Origin of the sequence: Eubacterium sp. AF15-50, from assembly GCF_934835595.1 — a bacterium.
Lineage (GTDB): Bacteria > Bacillota > Clostridia > Lachnospirales > Lachnospiraceae > Eubacterium_G > Eubacterium_G segne.
Genome location: NZ_CAKVZL010000042.1, coordinates 1 through 17,045, shown reverse-complemented (window position 1 = coordinate 17,045; position 17,045 = coordinate 1). Strand labels below are relative to the sequence as shown.

General features: G+C 37.4%; 12 protein-coding genes and 2 pseudogenes. 4 read left to right on the top strand and 10 right to left on the bottom strand.

Translation table 11 applies throughout. The features are described from left to right. A pseudogene (locus tag Q5O73_RS06275) lies at nt 1-1,174 on the bottom strand (replication-associated recombination protein A); the annotation flags it as partial. A 201-nt stretch (nt 1,175-1,375) separates the two neighbouring features. Between Q5O73_RS06275 and Q5O73_RS06270 the strand changes: the two are divergent. Next, the gene (locus Q5O73_RS06270; RefSeq protein WP_021953422.1) at nt 1,376-2,755 is read left to right on the top strand and encodes a citrate/2-methylcitrate synthase; all 1,380 of its coding nucleotides are present in this window, start codon (nt 1,376-1,378) and stop codon (nt 2,753-2,755) included. 128 nt (nt 2,756-2,883) lie between these two features. Here Q5O73_RS06270 and dnaJ read toward each other — a convergent pair whose 3' ends face one another. The 4 genes from dnaJ to hrcA all read right to left on the bottom strand — a co-directional run bounded on the left by dnaJ (nt 2,884) and on the right by hrcA (nt 7,780). Next, the gene (dnaJ, locus tag Q5O73_RS06265) at nt 2,884-4,044 is read right to left on the bottom strand and encodes a molecular chaperone DnaJ (RefSeq protein WP_302624632.1); all 1,161 of its coding nucleotides are present in this window, start codon (nt 4,042-4,044) and stop codon (nt 2,884-2,886) included. Nucleotides 4,045-4,161: 117 nt separating this feature from the next. Further along, nucleotides 4,162-6,024, bottom strand: a complete 1,863-nt coding sequence (gene dnaK, locus Q5O73_RS06260; protein WP_118588936.1) for a molecular chaperone DnaK — start codon at nt 6,022-6,024, stop codon at nt 4,162-4,164. Nucleotides 6,025-6,058: 34 nt separating this feature from the next. After that, nucleotides 6,059-6,700, bottom strand: a complete 642-nt coding sequence (gene grpE / locus Q5O73_RS06255) for a nucleotide exchange factor GrpE (protein WP_021953425.1) — start codon at nt 6,698-6,700, stop codon at nt 6,059-6,061. 30 nt (nt 6,701-6,730) lie between these two features. Further along, nucleotides 6,731-7,780, bottom strand: a complete 1,050-nt coding sequence (gene hrcA, locus Q5O73_RS06250; protein ID WP_368075828.1) for a heat-inducible transcriptional repressor HrcA — start codon at nt 7,778-7,780, stop codon at nt 6,731-6,733. Between the two features lie 341 nt (nt 7,781-8,121). Here hrcA and Q5O73_RS06245 point away from each other — a divergent pair, with 341 nt between their 5' ends. Next, nucleotides 8,122-9,525 (top strand): MATE family efflux transporter, encoded by a 1,404-nt coding sequence (locus Q5O73_RS06245; protein WP_243053017.1) that lies wholly within the window; start codon nt 8,122-8,124, stop codon nt 9,523-9,525. Between the two features lie 59 nt (nt 9,526-9,584). Here the strand turns inward: Q5O73_RS06245 and Q5O73_RS06240 are convergent, their stop codons facing one another. The 4 genes from Q5O73_RS06240 to epsC all read right to left on the bottom strand — a co-directional run bounded on the left by Q5O73_RS06240 (nt 9,585) and on the right by epsC (nt 14,543). Continuing rightward, nucleotides 9,585-11,903 (bottom strand): PTS transporter subunit IIABC, encoded by a 2,319-nt coding sequence (locus Q5O73_RS06240; RefSeq protein WP_302669280.1) that lies wholly within the window; start codon nt 11,901-11,903, stop codon nt 9,585-9,587. Nucleotides 11,904-11,975: 72 nt separating this feature from the next. After that, nucleotides 11,976-12,827: a patatin family protein gene (locus Q5O73_RS06235; protein WP_021953429.1), complete on the bottom strand. Its 852-nt coding sequence runs from the start codon at nt 12,825-12,827 to the stop codon at nt 11,976-11,978. Between the two features lie 55 nt (nt 12,828-12,882). Continuing rightward, nucleotides 12,883-13,422, bottom strand: a complete 540-nt coding sequence (gene rbr / locus Q5O73_RS06230; protein WP_021953430.1) for a rubrerythrin — start codon at nt 13,420-13,422, stop codon at nt 12,883-12,885. Between the two features lie 149 nt (nt 13,423-13,571). Continuing rightward, complete coding sequence (epsC, locus tag Q5O73_RS06225; RefSeq protein WP_021953431.1) at nt 13,572-14,543, bottom strand: serine O-acetyltransferase EpsC; 972 nt, start codon at nt 14,541-14,543, stop codon at nt 13,572-13,574. A gap of 767 nt (nt 14,544-15,310) precedes the next feature. Here epsC and Q5O73_RS06220 point away from each other — a divergent pair. Continuing rightward, nucleotides 15,311-16,357 carry an MATE family efflux transporter gene (locus Q5O73_RS06220; RefSeq protein ID WP_302669279.1) on the top strand — a complete coding sequence of 349 codons (1,047 nt, stop codon included), beginning with the start codon at nt 15,311-15,313 and terminating at the stop codon, nt 16,355-16,357. After that, complete coding sequence (locus Q5O73_RS06215; protein ID WP_302669278.1) at nt 16,345-16,662, top strand: hypothetical protein; 318 nt, start codon at nt 16,345-16,347, stop codon at nt 16,660-16,662. Before Q5O73_RS06220 ends, Q5O73_RS06215 begins: the two co-directional genes overlap by 13 nt. 89 nt (nt 16,663-16,751) lie before the next feature. Here Q5O73_RS06215 and Q5O73_RS06210 read toward each other — a convergent pair. After that, a pseudogene (locus Q5O73_RS06210) lies at nt 16,752-17,045 on the bottom strand (3-dehydroquinate synthase); the annotation flags it as partial.

Genomic DNA, 17,045 nt, shown 5'->3' with positions numbered 1-17,045 from the left:
ATCCTATACCATGTCCCAGTGCCGCTGAACCTTTATAATGTGCGTCCATTAAATGCACCGGCACCTTACTGGTTACTGTATTTTTCACTGTATCCATTGCCTTAAATATGGCATTGTAGGCTGAATTGCTCTTCGGTGAAGAAGCAACATATATTACCGCTTCTGACAAAATAATCTGTGCCTCCGGCATTCCCACCTGATGTACCGACTGTGCTGCCGCCGTGGCTACAACTTATGCCTGTGTATTTGCCATTCCCACATCCTCTGCTGCACAAATCATTATTCTTCTCGCTATGATGTCAACGCTTTCTCCTGCATACAGCATTCTGGCTAAATAATACACTGCCGCATCCGGGTCTGAGCCACGCATGCTTTTTATAAATGCAGATATTGTATCATAATGGTTGTCCCCTGACTTGTCATATCTTAATGCTCTTTTTTGTATACACTGCTCTGCCACATCTAGTGTTATATGTATCTTTCCATCTTGGCTTTTATCAGTGGTAAGGATACCTAATTCAACTGCATTTAGTGCTGTTCTTGCATCACCGTTAGATATTTCCGCCAAAAACCGTGCTGCATCTTTATCAATAACTCCGTTGTAAATTCCCATTCCATTTTCTTTATCTTCAACGGCTCTATATATTAACTTTTCAATATTTTCCGTGGACAAAGGTTTTAATTCAAATATAATTGAACGGGATATTAAAGCTGAATTTACCTCAAAATAAGGATTTTCAGTAGTAGCTCCTATAAGGATTATTGTTCCATCCTCCACGAAAGGTAAAAGATAGTCCTGCTGTCCCTTGTTAAATCTATGAATCTCATCTATAAACAAAATAGTCTTTTTGCCACTCATTGCCATGTTCTGTTTGGCAGTTTCCACTACCTCTTCCATGTCCTTTTTTCCTGCCACTGTAGCATTTAACTGTTTAAATTCAGCACTGGTAGTATTAGCAATAACCTTGGCAAGAGTTGTTTTCCCTGTTCCCGGAGGGCCATAAAAAATAACCGAACTGATTTTATCTGCCTTTATTGCTCTATATAGAAGTTTTCCCTCGCCTATAATATGCTCCTGTCCTACAACCTGCTCTAGTGTTTTCGGACGCAGCCTGCTGGCTAAGGGTGACTCTTTTTCACTATTTATATTTCTTGCATAATCAAATATGTCCATATCAAACCTCTGTGGTAAATATAATAAATATGCTATTAGCCATTTGGGTTTATTGTATCACAAAACCCGGTATTGAGGAAGTGTCTTATTGTTTTTCCTTAAGTTGAGTTTATTCTATTTTTATGTTAAAATAGATTGTCATATTGTGTTTTTTTATGACAATTACTTAATTTTAATTTTAAAAAAAGGAGGGAAAATATATTGCTATTAAATGAAAATTCATTTGAGACTGAAGATAAGCTTACGGCACAAATTGAAAGGTACGCTGACCGTTGCGTAAACAATTCCTGCATAGATCCAAGTCTCTATGATGTATATAACGTTAAAAGAGGTTTACGTGAAAAAGGTGGAAAAGGTGTTCTTACCGGTCTTACTGAAATAGGTGATGTTCATTCATTTGAGGTGGTTGACGGTGTTACGGTTCCATGCGAGGGACAGCTGTTCTACCGTGGAATGAATATAGAAGATATTGTTAATGGATTTATTGCTGAGGACAGATTCGGATTTGAGGAAGTAACTTACCTGTTATTATTTGGCGAACTACCTAATGCAAAACGCCTTGAAAATTTCAATAATGTTCTTGCTTCATTTTGTAATCTTCCTTCATCCTTTGTAAGAGACATTGTTATGAAGGCTACAAGCAAGGATATGATGAATCTTTTGGCACGATGTGTATTGTCCCTGTATTCATGGGACGATAACCCTGATGATACTTCCATTCCAAACGTTTTACGTCAGAGTTTAAGTCTTATAGCAAGAGTTCCTCTTATTTCAGTATATGGATATCAGTCAATGAGGCATTATCACTATCATGATAATCTTCACATTATAAATCCTGACCCTAAGCTATCAACAGCTGAAAATATCTTAAGACTTTTAAGACCCGACAGCTCCTATACCAATTTGGAAGCTAAAATTTTGGATTTGGCACTTGTTCTTCATGCAGAACATGGCGGTGGTAATAACTCAACCTTTACTAACCATGTTGTATCTTCATCAGGAACAGATACATACTCAGCAATTGCCGCCTCTCTTTGTTCCTTAAAGGGTCCAAGACACGGTGGTGCTAATGTTAAGGTTAAGAAAATGTTTGATAACATGAAAGAAACTGTTAATGACTGGAACGACGATGATGAGGTTAAAAATTATCTTAAGGGTATCTTAGATAAACGTCTCTTTGACCAGTCAGGATTAATATATGGTATTGGTCATGCTGTTTATGCCATATCAGACCCAAGAGCCAAACTTTTGAAGAGTTTCACAAAAAAACTTGCCGAAGAAAAGAATCTTATGGACGAGTATCATCTTTATGAAAATGTTGAACGTCTTGCCCCTGAGGTTATTTCAAAGGCTCACAACAGAAAGAAAAGTGTTAGTGCCAACGTAGATTTCTACAGTGGATTTGTATATTCGATGTTAGGTTTACCTGATGAATTATATACCCCAATGTTTGCCGCCGCCAGAATGGCAGGTTGGAGTGCACACCGTATTGAAGAAATCATTAATGCCGGAAAGATTATCCGTCCGGCTTACAAGAACGTGGCAAAACCTACGGCATATGTACCACTTAACAAGCGATAAACAAAATATGACTTTAAATAATATACATTTTTAAATAAAATAAAGGCAGTTAGTTTAAACAAATTGTTCATTCTAACTGCCTCTATTCTTTCAGATTTAATTTTCAGCAAATTTGAATTTCTCTATTTTTAAAAGAATTTCTTCTTTCTCTTCTTCTCAGTTCCTCCCGTTTTCGCATCGTCAAACTCATGAAGTGTATTGCCTGAGATTTCATCAAATTTCTTAAGAAGCTCTTTTTGTTCTGAATTTAAGTGAGTAGGAACGTCAACCACAAGAGTTGAATACTGGTCTCCCTTTGTATTCTGATTGTGTACATTGCAAACGCCCTTTCCCTTAAGTCTGATACGTGTTCCTGTTTGTGTACCCGGCTTAATGTTAAATTTAACATCACCATCTATGGTTTTGACACGAATATCTCCACCTAATGCTGCCTGTGCATATGATATACGGGTATTGTTATACAAATTCATACCATCACGCTCAAAGTTTGCACTTGGAGATACACGAACATCAACTAACAAATCACCTCTTGGGCCACCGTTTGTACCCGGTTCCCCTTCACCTGTTTTACGGATTCTCTGCATATCATCAATACCTGCAGGAATATCAATAGTAACTTTCTTCTTCGTCTGTTTATATCCATTGCCATAGCAATCAGGACATTTTTCCTTGATAATTTTACCTGTTCCGCGACAATCAGGACATACCTGAGTACTTTGCATCATACCAAACATAGTCTGCTGACGTGAAACATACTGACCCTGACCATTACATTTAGGACACTTTTCAGGAGAAGTTCCAGGCTTTGCACCTGTTCCGTTACAGGTTTTACATATTTCCTTGTAATTAATTGTAACTTCCTTCTTGCATCCAAATACAGCCTCTTCAAAAGTAATTCGGATACCACATCTCACATCGGCTCCACGCATTGGACCGTTATTGCTTCTTGAACGTCCACGGCTTCCACCTCCGAAAATATCACCAAAGATATCACCGAATCCACCGAAAATATCACCGAAATCCATATTGTTAAAGTCAAAGCCACCTGCTCCGCCACTGCCATCAAAAGCCGCATGACCAAACTGGTCGTACTGCTTTCTCTTTTCATCATCAGATAACACCGCATATGCTTCTGATGCTTCCTTGAACTTTGCAGCTGCCTCTTCATTTCCCGGATTTGCATCAGGGTGATACTTTTTTGCCAGAGTTCTATATGCTTTTTTTATTGTGGCTGCATCAGCGTTCTTGTCAACGCCTAACACCTCATAATAATCTCTCTTATCTGCCATAATAATATACCTTCCATCGTTAAAAAATAGCGTATCTTATTTCGTGGGAAAACCCGTCCGTTTGAAACGGGCGGGATTCTCCGGTAATAAGGGGCATCACCCCATTATATTTTTAATTTATACTTCTGTGAAGTCTCCATCAACCACATCGTCATCATGTGGTGCGGCTCCACCTGCATTCATGTCAGGACCTGCACCCTGTGCTCCTGCAGCACCCTGTGCCTGTTCGTACATCTTCTGGAATAACTGCTGTGCTGAGTTCATTAATTTCTCTTTTCCAGCCTTTAATTCCTCAACCTGAGCCTCTGTAGGTTCATTAGCACCAATTGCAGAAACTGTGGCCTTTAATGCATCGATGTCAGCCTGAACTGCCTGCTTATCACCTTCTGCTAACTTATCACCGGCTTCGCTCATTGCCTGTTCTGTCTGAGTAATGATAGCTTCAGCGTCATTTTTTGCATCAATTGCTTCCTTACGTTTCTTATCAGCTGCTTCATATTCAGCTGCTTCCTTAACTGCCTTATCAATATCTTCATCTGACATATTTGATCCGGCTGTAATTGTAATGTGCTGTTCTTTTCCTGTTCCAAGGTCTTTAGCTGATACATTAACAATACCGTTTGCATCAATATCAAATGTAACCTCAATCTGTGGAACACCTCTTCTTGCTGGAGGAATTCCATCAAGTCTGAACTGTCCAAGGGACTTGTTATCTCTTGCGAACTGTCTCTCACCCTGTACTACGTTAATATCTACTGCTGTCTGGTTATCTGCTGCTGTTGAGAAAATCTGGCTCTTCTTTGTAGGAATAGTTGTATTTCTCTCGATAAGTCTTGTAGCAACACCACCCATTGTTTCAATTGATAATGAAAGTGGAGTAACATCAAGAAGAAGAATATCACCGGCACCTGCGTCACCTGCTAATTTACCACCCTGAATTGAAGCACCAATAGCTACACATTCATCAGGATTCATCTTCTTTGATGGCTCGTGACCTGTTAACTGTTTAACCTTATCCTGAACAGCCGGGATTCTTGTAGAACCACCAACTAATAATACTTTGCTAAGCTCTGAAGCTGTAATTCCTGCATCCTTTAACGCATTCTGTACAGGAATAGCTGTTCTCTCAACTAAGTCTCTTGTAAGTTCATCAAACTTAGCCTTTGTAAGAGTCATATTAAGATGCTGAGGTCCCTGCTCATTAGCTGTAATGAATGGGATGTTAATTTCAACCTGTGTAGATGATGAAAGTTTCTTCTTAGCATCTTCTGCTTCAGCTTTAATTCTTTCCATAGCCATCTTATCATTTGAAAGGTCAATACCTGTTTTTGACTTAAAGTCAGCTACCATATAATCCATAACCTTCTTATCAAAGTCATCACCACCAAGCTTATTATCACCGTTTGTTGCTAAAACTTCGATAACGCCATCACCGATTTCGATAACAGATACATCAAATGTTCCACCACCTAAATCGTATACCATAATCTTTTGTTCTTTTTCATTATCAAGACCATAAGCCAAAGCTGCTGCTGTAGGCTCGTTGATAATTCTCTTAACATCAAGACCTGCAATCTTACCTGCATCCTTTGTAGCCTGTCTCTGAGCATCATTGAAATATGCCGGAACAGTTATAACTGCTTCTGTAACTTTTTCACCAAGATAGCTTTCTGCATCAGCTTTCAACTTCTGAAGAATCATAGCTGAAATAGCCTGTGGTGTATAAGACTTGTCGTTAATAGTAACTTTATAATCTGTACCCATATGTCTCTTAATTGATGATACTGTACCTTCTGCATTAGTTACTGCCTGACGTTTAGCCTGCTCACCAACTAATCTTTCACCATCTTTTTTAAAAGCAACTACTGAAGGAGTTGTTCTTGCTCCATCTGCATTTGTTATAACTGTAGGTTCTCCACCTTCCATAACAGCTACACATGAGTTTGTTGTTCCTAAATCAATACCAATAATCTTTCCCATTTTATTTTCCTCCTAAAATAACATAAAACTTTAGTTAATTTGCAACTTTTACCATACTGTGTCTAATAACAGTATCTCTATATTTATAGCCTTTCTGCAGTTCCTGAGAAACAATGTTTTCACCAAGTTCATCGTTTTCCTCATGCATTACTGCATTGTGAAGGTCAGAGTCAAATTCCTTTCCTTCGGCTTCAATAGCTGTAACTCCCATTTCATCAAGAGTTGAAAGTAATTGTTTATAAATAAGATTCATTCCCTGTCCTACAGGTGACTCTAAATCTTCTTCACTAAGTGCTGCAACTCCTCTTTCAAAGTTGTCTACTATAGGAAGTATCTTCTCTATAATAGATTTGGCACCTGTTTCAAACATTGCTGCCTTTTCCTTTTCGCTTCGGCTTCTGAAGTTTTGGAACTCTGCAAATAATCTCTGGTACTTATCATTAAGTTCCTCTATCTGCTGGTCTTTTTTGTCCTTCTTCTTTAAGCCACGCTTTTTTTTCTTATCAGGATTTTCATTCTTGTCTGATGCATCCTGCTTTTCCTCTGCCACATCCTGTGCTTTTGCATCCTGTGACTTTTCTTCTTTTTTAGATTCTTCCTTTACTTCCTCTGTAGTTTCTTCATTTGCCACATCTTTTTCAAGGTTCTCATCTAAATCTTTATTTTCCTTTTGCATCGGATAATCATCCTTTCTTAAAACTTTATACTAATTATCATCTTTAAAAGTCTCACTTAACTGTTCTTTAACAGTTCTTAAAGTTTCAACAACCTTTTCGTAGTCCATTCGCTTCGGTCCTATAATACCGATAGTTCCTTTAAATCCATCTTCAAGCTCGTATGTTGCCGTGACAACGCTACAATCCTTCATGGACTTAACCGGGCTCTCACTACCTATATATACCTGAATGCCTGTTTCCTCATCACTTTCATTAATAAGTTCCGTCAGCTGTGACTTTTCTTCTAATGTTGTAAGTAACTGGCTGGCTCTTTCCTTATCACTAAGCTCAGGATATTTAAAAATATTAGTGGCACCTGATGTGTAAATCTTCATCTGTGCCTCTGTAGCAATAGCTTCCGTAATGGTCTTTAACACTTCATTAACCAATCCCTCAAACTCTCCTGCCTGAGATGTTAATGTGGAAATAACTCCTAAGTTGATTTCTTCTAATGACAAACCTGCCAAAACAGTGTTAAGTGCCACATTCAGTCTCACTATCATTTCCTGACTAATCTGCTGTGTAATCTTTATAATTCTGTTAACTACGTGATTCTTGTCAGAAACAACAGTGCATAACAACTGATTTTCATCAATTACTGATAATTGAACAAACTTGATTTTATTCTCCTGAGACTTCGGTGCGGATACCATGGTGGCATAATTAGTATTATTTGCTAATACCTTTGCCATATTTTGAAGTAATGTCTCAACCTTATCAACCTTCTCAATTAACAAATCTTCTTTTTCAGTTACCTTCTTTTCTCTTTCATCTAACTCAGACATCTTATCCTTTAAGATATTGTCCACATAAAATCTGTAACCTTTATCTGTAGGAATACGTCCTGCCGATGTATGGGGCTGGATAATGTATCCCATCTCTTCTAAGTCAGACATTTCATTTCTAATGGTAGCTGAACTTAAATTCAAATCAGTGTTCTTGGAAATGGTTCTGGAACCTACCGGCTCGCCTGTTTCTAAGTAGCTTCTGATGATAGCATCTAAAATCTTTTCTTTTCTATCACTAAGTTCCATAAGCATCTCCTTTCTTTGATTTATTAGCACTCATTAGTTTCGAGTGCTAATATTTCATCTGACACTAAAATATCACTATCAAAGTACTTTGTCAACAATTTTATTAAAAAAGATTTGTTAATAAATTGTAAACATTTTTAACGCCACTATTTTAAGTTTTTCTTCTATTATAATAATGCACATTACCAATATATCTTAAAACTATAAAATTAATTTATATTTTTATATTGATTGTAGTGGAATCATGTGTTATTCTACTACCTATTGCAATTAATTATTGTGATTATTTTATACAGTTATTTATTGCTGTTTTTATTTAAATTATTTAATGAGATGAGGTTATTTTAATGGTTGCGGAAGGAAAACAGACTTTTAGAACAAAATATTTTGGCGACAAAGCTTTTTACAAAATGATTATGGCTATTGCACTGCCTATTGTTATTCAAAATCTTCTTACTAACTTTGTTGCTATGCTTGATAATGTAATGGTAGGAAAAATCGGAACAGACCAGATGACCGGTGTTGCCATTATTAACCAGTTATTTTTTGTGTTTAATCTGGCAGTTTTTGGTGGAATGTCCGGAGCGGGAATTTTTTCTGCCCAATATTTCGGTCAGAATAATCATAATGGTGCCAGAAATGTATTTAGAATGAAATTAATTATAGGAATATTTATTATTGCCATAAGCATGTGTGTTTTAATTATTCTCCACGAACCTTTAATTAATATGTTCCTGCATGAAGGTGGGGCTTCCGGAAATATCCATGCTACATTTAAATATGCCAGGGATTATCTATACATCATGCTTTTTAGTATTATTCCTTTTGTAGTGGCAAATTGCTATAGCACAACCCTTAAGGAAGCCGGTCAAACCATGGTTCCTATGATAGCAGGACTTTTAGCCGTTATTGTTGACTTTGTTTTCAATGCTCTTTTAATATTCGGTTTACTTGGTTTTCCAAAACTGGGAGTCATAGGTGCTGCCATTGCAACAGTTATGTCAAGATTTGTTGAATGTGGATATCTTATAATTTATACCTACAGACACAGTGATAAATATAGGTTTATTAAAGGTGTTTATAGCAATTTGCATGTGCCTTCCTCTCTTGTAAAAAAGATTCTTTTACGCGGTACTCCCTTATTATTTAACGAATTGCTTTGGGCCGCCGGAATAACAATGCAGACACAGGCACTTTCTACCAGAGGACTTTCGGCCATAGCCGGGCTTAATATTTCCAACACTCTTAATAATGTAGTTAATACATTTTTCTTAACAATGGGCATTGCCATTTCTATTGTTATTGGTCAGTTAATTGGTGCCGGCAAGCTAAAAGAGGCTAAGGAAACGGATACGAAGATGATCACTTTTTCTTTAATGATTTCTCTTGGAGTATCTGCCCTGTTGCTTATTGCAGCACCTTTGTTCCCACGTATATATAACACAACCGGAGAAATACGTTATCTTGCCACAAGATTTATTTTGGTATATGTTCTTGCCACACCATTTAACGCCTTTACCAATGCGGCGTACTTTACTCTTAGAAGTGGTGGCAAAACGGTTATGACTTTTATTTTTGACAGTGGTTTTATATGGGCGGTAAATGTACCTGTGGCAATGCTACTGGCACATTTCACTAATCTTCCGATTGTGTGGATGTTCTTTATTATAAGTATGCTTGATGCCATTAAATCTGTTGTGGGATTTATTCTTGTGAAAAAAGGCGATTGGCTAAATATAATTGTGGAGTAGGAAACCGGGGCGGTGAAATTTCATTTTTGTAATTTCACCTGCCCTGCCTATCTCCACAGCTATTCCGAAATTTCAATTTCAAACAATTCTTCTCCTGCCTGTACTGCACCTTCTTTTAGAAGTTTTATAGTCATCCTGTTATTCATATCAGTGCACAAAACCGGTGATACAATGGATGGAGCATTTTTCTTCAAATATTCCAAATCAAGTTTCATAAGAGTGTCTCCATATTTTACTTTGTCTCCGGCTCTTACAAACACATCGAATCCTTTTCCTCCTAACTTTACTGTATCAATTCCCACATGAATAATATAATTTAATCCATTTGAATCCTTTATTCCTATGGCATGCTTAGAATCAAAGACAAATGTCACTTCTCCATCTACCGGTGCCTTGACTATCGGTGCCCTTGGTGTCACCGCAGCACCATCCCCCATCATTTTTGAAGCAAAAGCTTCATCAGGCACATTTTCAATTTTATCCGCAAATCCGGTAATTGGACTTAAAACAAGAATCTTTTTCCCTCCGGATGTAATACTTGTTTCTTTCCTCGTAATACCATTCCCATTATTCTCATTACTTTCCATAGTACCATTCTTATTCCTCTCTATGGTATCATTCTCATTATTTTCTCTGATACTATCCTTATGGTTCTCCCTTAAAGCCTCCGTTTCTTTTCCTATGGTATCTGCTAAGTCACTTTCTAAAAATTCCTCAAAATCAGATTTTATTACCGTGACTTTTGGCCCGTATATTATTTGCACCCCATTGCCCTTGTGAACAACCCCTGATGCACCTGTCATTCTCAGAACTGAATCATTTACCAAATCGGCATTAAAAACCGTACACCTTAACCTTGTAGCACAGCAATCCACATCTGAAATATTGTCTTTTCCACCTAAGCCTTTGCAAATGGCAATAGACAATTCATTAGCGATTGCTTCTTTAGAGTCATCTCCCTCGTCACTTCCTGCTGTGCCTCCTGATTTACTTCCTACTACACCATCGGATTCACTTACTGCTGTATCTCCCAAATCAGTTCCTGAGCTGCCTTTCTTTTTTGCATCCACATCACTTCGTTTATATAATTTAACTTCGTCATCATCAAATCTTCCGGGAGTTCTTAAATTAAGTTTTTTAATAAGGAAACTAAATAAGAAATAATAAATTATGAAATAAAACACTCCTACAATAACAACCCATATCCAGTTTGTTTTGGCATTTCCCTGTAAAATACCAAAAAGGAAAAGGTCAATAAGTCCCCCTGAAAAAGTCATTCCTACTCCAACGTTAAAGAAATGCATTAATGCGTAAGCTAAGCCGGCAAAAACGCAATGTACTCCATACAAAAGAGGCGCTACAAATAAAAATGTGAACTCTAAAGGCTCAGTGATACCTGTAACCATTGACGTCAGTGCTGCTGAAAGTAAAAGTCCATATACAAGTTTTCTTTTTCTAGGCTGTGCCGTGCGATACATGGCAAGAGCTGCCCCGGGAAGTCCGAAAATCATAAGTGGAAATTTTCCTGACATAAATCTTGTAGCCGAAACTGCAAAATGAGTTACTCCTGAATCTGCCAACTGTGCAAAGAAAATGTTTTGGGCACCTTCAACAATACGCCCTCCAACTTCCATTGTTCCCCCAACAGCAGTCTGCCAGAAAGGAATATAAAATACATGATGAAGTCCAAAGGGAATTAACAATCTTTCCATAAATCCGTAAACCCATGTTCCGATGTATCCTGAATTAAGTACAACATTTCCTACTGAGTTTATTCCTATTTGGGCCGGTGGCCAGATAAAATACATCAATATTCCCACCAAAGTGTAAACAAGTGCACTTATAATAGGTACAAATCTCGTTCCTCCGAAAAACGATAAAACCTGAGGAAGTTCAATTCGATAAAACCTGTTGTGAAGTGCCGCCACTCCCAGACCAACAACAATTCCACCGAAAACACCCATTTGCAGTGATGTAATTCCGCATACATCAGCCACTGCCCCCTGAAGCATATTTTCAATTCCACCATTTATAGATATAAGAGCACTAATTGATGCATGCATAATAAAAAACGCAATTACCGCAGACAGCGCCGCAACTTCTTTCTCCTTTTTTGCCATGCCTATGGCTACTCCAATGGCAAACAAAATAGGCAGGTTAGAGAACACAATATTTCCGGCATCGTTCATAACCTGAAAGATTCCGTGAAAAACTGTCCCCTGCCCCATGATTCCTTCTAATCCATATGTTTTAAGAGTGGTTTCATTAGTAAATGAGCCACCTATTCCAAGAAGCAAACCTGCTACCGGCAATATGGCTATAGGAAGCATAAAAGACCTGCCTACACGTTGTAATACACCAAAAATTCTGTCTTTCATATGACTCTCCTTTTTTTATTATTCAACATTATTTTGAACCAAAAAAGGAAAATCATACCCGATTTTTGCCAATTACATTTCTAAAAACTTTTTAATATTTTCAATATGCTGTAATCCTTCTTTTCTACCGGTCTCGTACAAAGCCTTTAACTTTTCCGGATCAGTCTCTGTCCTTTTAATTTTAATAGGATTATTTGGACGGATTACATATACCTGCTTTTTCTTCTCCATTTCCCTGATATCGTCAAGAGTTTTGTTGTACATTTCATGTCTTATTTCCATATCATGCACTAAATTAGGATATTTCTTTCCCATTTTTAACTTAATTAAAGGAAGAGCACTGCTTTTTTTCTTCCGATAACCATCATGCTGGGTAAGAATAATAACATTTCTGTCATATCCCATTTTCTGAAACTCATGAATAGGAATAGGATCAGCAATTCCGCCGTCTAACATCTTTTGTCCGTCTATTTCAACTATATTAGATACCAGAGGCATAGATGCAGATGCACGATACCATTCAACATCCACCCTGTCTCCATTAGGGCATTTGTGATAAACCGGCTTTCCTGTTTCAATATCTGTTGCCACGGCGTAAAACTCCATTGGATTTTCCTGATATGTTTTTATGTCAAAAACATCTAATTTTTCCGGCAACTGCCTGTAACAGAAATCTGCTCCATACAAATCACCGGTTTTTATCAGAGATCTTATTCCCACATATCGGGGATCTTTGGAATATTTTAAATTGTACCTGATGGTACGACCAATCTGCTTTGATTTGAAATTACAGCCAAAAGTAGCACCTGCTGAAACTCCTATGGTTCCGTCCACAGTAATATTATTTTCCATCATTACATCCAGAACACCTGCAGTATACATACCACGCATGGCTCCGCCTTCTAATACAAGTCCCGTTTTCATAACCGTCTCCTTCTTGTCAAATTGGTTCTTTGCCTACTAAGTAGTCATTTACATATTAATAGTTTTCAGGTTTTACCTGGAAATAAGACTGTGGATGTGCACAGACAGGGCAAACTTCCGGTGCTTTTTTACCGATAACAATATGTCCACAGTTTAAGCACTGCCATACGCAATCTCCATCCTTTGAAAATACCAAATCACCTTCAATATTTTCCAGTAATTTCTTGTATCTTTCTTCATGTTCTTTTTCAATTTTTGCAACACCGTCAAACAAATCTGCGATTTCGTTAAAGCCTTCTTCTCTTGCTTCCTTGGCAAACTCTGCATACATATCTGTCCACTCGTAATTTTCACCTGCAGCCGCATCCTTTAAATTCTCTACAGTTGATGGAATTGCTCCGCCATGTAATAATTTAAACCAGATTTTTGCATGTTCCTTTTCATTAGCTGCTGTTTCTTCAAAAATATTTGCAATCTGAACATATCCATCCTTTTTTGCCTTTGATGCGTAATATGTGTACTTATTTCTTGCCTGTGACTCTCCTGCAAATGCAGCCATTAAATTTGCCTCTGTTCTTGATCCTTTTAACTCCATAGTATTTCCTCCTAATATTTTAGATGTGCCCAACGACACACCTTATTTTTATGAGAATGCCCCAAACTCCTGTATTTCTAATTAATTTCAGGCATTCCACATTATGTGGTTATCCCACATTTTATTTTTATGCATATTCTGCATGTTTTCTAAATAATATAAAACCAGCTTTCATCCTGCTCTAAATCAGTTATTTCAATGCCTGAAGCCTCTTTTTTGTTTTTTCCGGTTTTGTAATTTAACTCCTGATTTTTGATGCTTACCCTGGTTTCCGGTGCAATGGAACTGGTGATAAATGCGTTACTTCCTATTACTGAATTTCTTCCTATTACGGTTTCACCTCCAAGTACCGAAGCCCCTGAATAAATAGTAACGTTATCCTCAATAGTCGGATGCCTCTTTACACCCTTTAATTTCTGACCGCCTCTTGTAGACAGGGCACCAATGGTTACTCCCTGATACACCTTTACATTATCACCAATGATAGTTGTTTCTCCCACAACTATTCCTGTTCCATGATCCATAAAGAAATATTTTCCAATAGTTGCTCCCGGATGAATGTCTATTCCGGTCTGACTGTGAGCATGTTCAGTCATAATTCTTGGAATAAGTGGTACCGACAGTTTAAAAAGTTCATGGGCAATACGGTTTATGGTAATAGTGTATAATCCCGGATAAGACAAAATTATCTCATTTCTGTTAAATGCCGCCGGGTCACCATCAAAAGCCGCCTGAACATCTGTCTCTGTATACTCTCTTATCAAAGGAATCTTTTTGAAAAACTCTAATGTAATCTTTTCAGCTTTTTCAGCCATTTCGTCTTCGTTTGCATTCTGATTTTCCGGCAACTGCCTAAGAGCTATGGCAATTTGTTTATTCAAATTAAACATAACATCTTCTAACAAAACCGTAAGTCTGCTGTTTAAATTATAAAATCTATAGGTTTTTTCCCTGAAGAATCCCGGAAAGACAATTTTCAACATCTTATCTAATATATCAACTATAACCTCCGTATCCGGTTGGTCAAAAAGTTCAATCTGATTGATTGTTCTGTCATCCTTATAGTCTTCCAACAATTCTCCAACAATATTCCTAATTTCTTCTTCACGTCCGTCTCTCATATATTTAACTCCTCGACTTAAGTTACTTTTATATAATACTAGCACAATTTTTGAAATATGTGTAACTCTTTTTTAGGTTATGTGTCAGGCTCGATGTTAGTTTCAATGGCAAGTTAGGATTCGTGCCGGGAATTAATCATGAAATTGTTGTTTTCCCGGTTTGTTTCTTTGGTTTCAGCCGGGGAAGAAACAATTCGTGCCAGGAATTCGTTATGAAATCCTTCTTTTCCCGGTTTGTTTCTTTGGTTTCAACCGGGTAAGAGGTGATTTATGCCGGGAATTCATTATGAAATCTTTCTTTTACCGGTTTGTTTCTTTGGTTTTAGCCGGGGAAGGGGCGATTCATGCCAGGAATTCATTATGAAATCCTTCTTTTCCCGGTTTGTTTCTTTGGTTTCAGCCGGGTAAGAGGTGATTCATGCCGGGAATTCATTATGAAATCTTTCTTTTCCCGGTTTGTTTCTTTAGTTCAAGTCGGGGAAGGGGCGATTTCTAAATGATTCCATCAAAATAACCCCAACGTCAAAAAAATCCAACGCCCAATAACCACAATGTCCAAAAAATTTTGGCTGAAGTAGAAATAAACTTTTCACTTCAACAAAAAATTTCAACATTTTTTGATTTAGTTGTAGACATATTTTTTATTAGTGATAGAATAAAGTGATATTTATCGGAAGGGGGCAAAACAGGGAGTTTTTTCGGGTATTTCACTTGGTATCTAACCTCATACTTTGTAATGTATCTCCCTGTTGTTTTTACAAAAATTTATGGGACAAGTTACTATCGATAACCGTGCTTTTTATAAGCAGATTCTGGTACTGGGAGCGCCTGTTGCTCTACAGAACTTTTTTCAGGCATTAGTTAATATGCTTGATGTTTTTATGATTGGACAGCTAGGTGCTGCCGAGGTTACTGCCGTAGCCATGGGAAGTGGCTGGATTGGACTTTTGTTCTATCTTTTTAATGGAATAACTGCCACAGGCGGCGTTTTTATATCCCAATATTGGGGAAAGAAAGATACCAGGTCTATTCATCATTATATGGGACTGATGTTTATATTAAACCTGACGTTTTCCATTATATTCGCCATATTTACGGCATTATTTTCGGATACGATTATGTTGCTTTACTCGAAGGACCCTGAGGTTATAGCCCTTGGAAGTTCTTATATGAAAATAATGAGTATTTCATGTGTCCTTATCGGACTTATAAATGTATGTTCCATATCTTTAGTAAGCACGGAAAAAACATTTATAACAATGCTTGGAACAATTATTTCTCTTTCAACAAATACAATTTTTAACTACATACTTATATTTGGAAATTTTGGTGCTCCAAAGCTTGGAGTCCGTGGTGCTGCCATAGGTACAATTATTGCTCTTACCCTTGAGCTTCTGTTTTTATATGGCGTATCCATTATAAAGAAGTTTCCGATTTGTGCACCGATAAAAGAATATTTCCAGTTTTCCTTTAGTGATGTAAAAAAATACTTTCACTACGGAACATTTCTTATTATGTGTGAAGTTGTATTTGCCATTGGAAATAACATTTACAATATCGGATACAAATACACCGGAACTGCATCCCAGGCGGCTTTGCAGATTGTAAACACCTTTACCCAGTTAGCAATGATTCTATCTCAGGGAATTGGAACTGCTGCCGGAATTATGCTTGGTAAATTATTAGGCGAAAATAAATTAGAGTTGGTAAAGGCCTACAGCAGACGATTTATGGTTCTTATACCGGCAGTTGCATTTGTTCTGGGAATAATTATAGCATTATTCTCACCCTGCTTCTTAGTATGTTTAATGTAGGCGAGGAATCCTTAGGCTATGCTCAAAAAATGATGGTTATTTTTGCTTTGACCATGCCATTTAGGGCAGAGAACTTTGCCATTGTAGCAGGTATTTTAAGAAGCGGCGGAGACAGTCTGTATTGCTTCTTGGCAAACTTTGTAGGCAACTGGCTGGTGGGAATCCCTATGGTATTCCTTGGTGCAGTTGGACTTCATCTTCCGGTATACTGGGTTTACCTGATGGTTTCCGCTGATGAATTAGGAAAAATGGTGGTAGGAATGCCTAGGGCGTTGTCCTACAAATGGGTAAAAAATATCACATAATTAAATAAATTATGTTGCACTCTAAAATAAAAAAGTGAATCAAATCTTTTTTCATTTAAATAAGCTGTCGCCAATGCGACAGCTTATTTTTACATATCCATAATAATTTCTCTTGCTACACTTTCTTCAACCTGTGTTGCATAAACTCCCGGCGAGAACTCAACAATAGCTCCGATTCCATTTTGAATAACAAAACGTAATTTTCCATCCTTAACTTTTTTATCAGTATAAAGCTTCTTTACTAAAGCTTCCCTGTCTATGTAATCAGGAATTTCTGTTGGAAGCTGTGCCTTTTGATATAGGTTTATAACCCTTGTTCTCTCTTCCTCTGTAACATATCCCATTTTCTTTGCCAGATTTACCTCTGCCACCATGCCTATAGC

Coding starts and splice junctions, on each gene's coding strand:
- dnaK (WP_118588936.1), bottom strand. CDS start 6,024: ATGGGAAAGATTATTGGTATTGATTTAGGAACAACAAACTCATGTGTA.
- Q5O73_RS06240 (WP_302669280.1), bottom strand. CDS start 11,903: ATGAAAGACAGAATTTTTGGTGTATTACAACGTGTAGGCAGGTCTTTT.
- hrcA (WP_368075828.1), bottom strand. CDS start 7,780: ATGCTTATGGAACTTAGTGATAGAAAAGAAAAGATTTTAGATGCTATC.
- rbr (WP_021953430.1), bottom strand. CDS start 13,422: ATGGAGTTAAAAGGATCAAGAACAGAGGCAAATTTAATGGCTGCATTT.
- Q5O73_RS06215 (WP_302669278.1), top strand. CDS start 16,345: ATGTTTAATGTAGGCGAGGAATCCTTAGGCTATGCTCAAAAAATGATG.
- Q5O73_RS06220 (WP_302669279.1), top strand. CDS start 15,311: ATGGGACAAGTTACTATCGATAACCGTGCTTTTTATAAGCAGATTCTG.
- epsC (WP_021953431.1), bottom strand. CDS start 14,543: ATGAGAGACGGACGTGAAGAAGAAATTAGGAATATTGTTGGAGAATTG.
- Q5O73_RS06235 (WP_021953429.1), bottom strand. CDS start 12,827: ATGAAAACGGGACTTGTATTAGAAGGCGGAGCCATGCGTGGTATGTAT.
- grpE (WP_021953425.1), bottom strand. CDS start 6,700: ATGCAAAAGGAAAATAAAGATTTAGATGAGAACCTTGAAAAAGATGTG.
- Q5O73_RS06245 (WP_243053017.1), top strand. CDS start 8,122: ATGGTTGCGGAAGGAAAACAGACTTTTAGAACAAAATATTTTGGCGAC.
- dnaJ (WP_302624632.1), bottom strand. CDS start 4,044: ATGGCAGATAAGAGAGATTATTATGAGGTGTTAGGCGTTGACAAGAAC.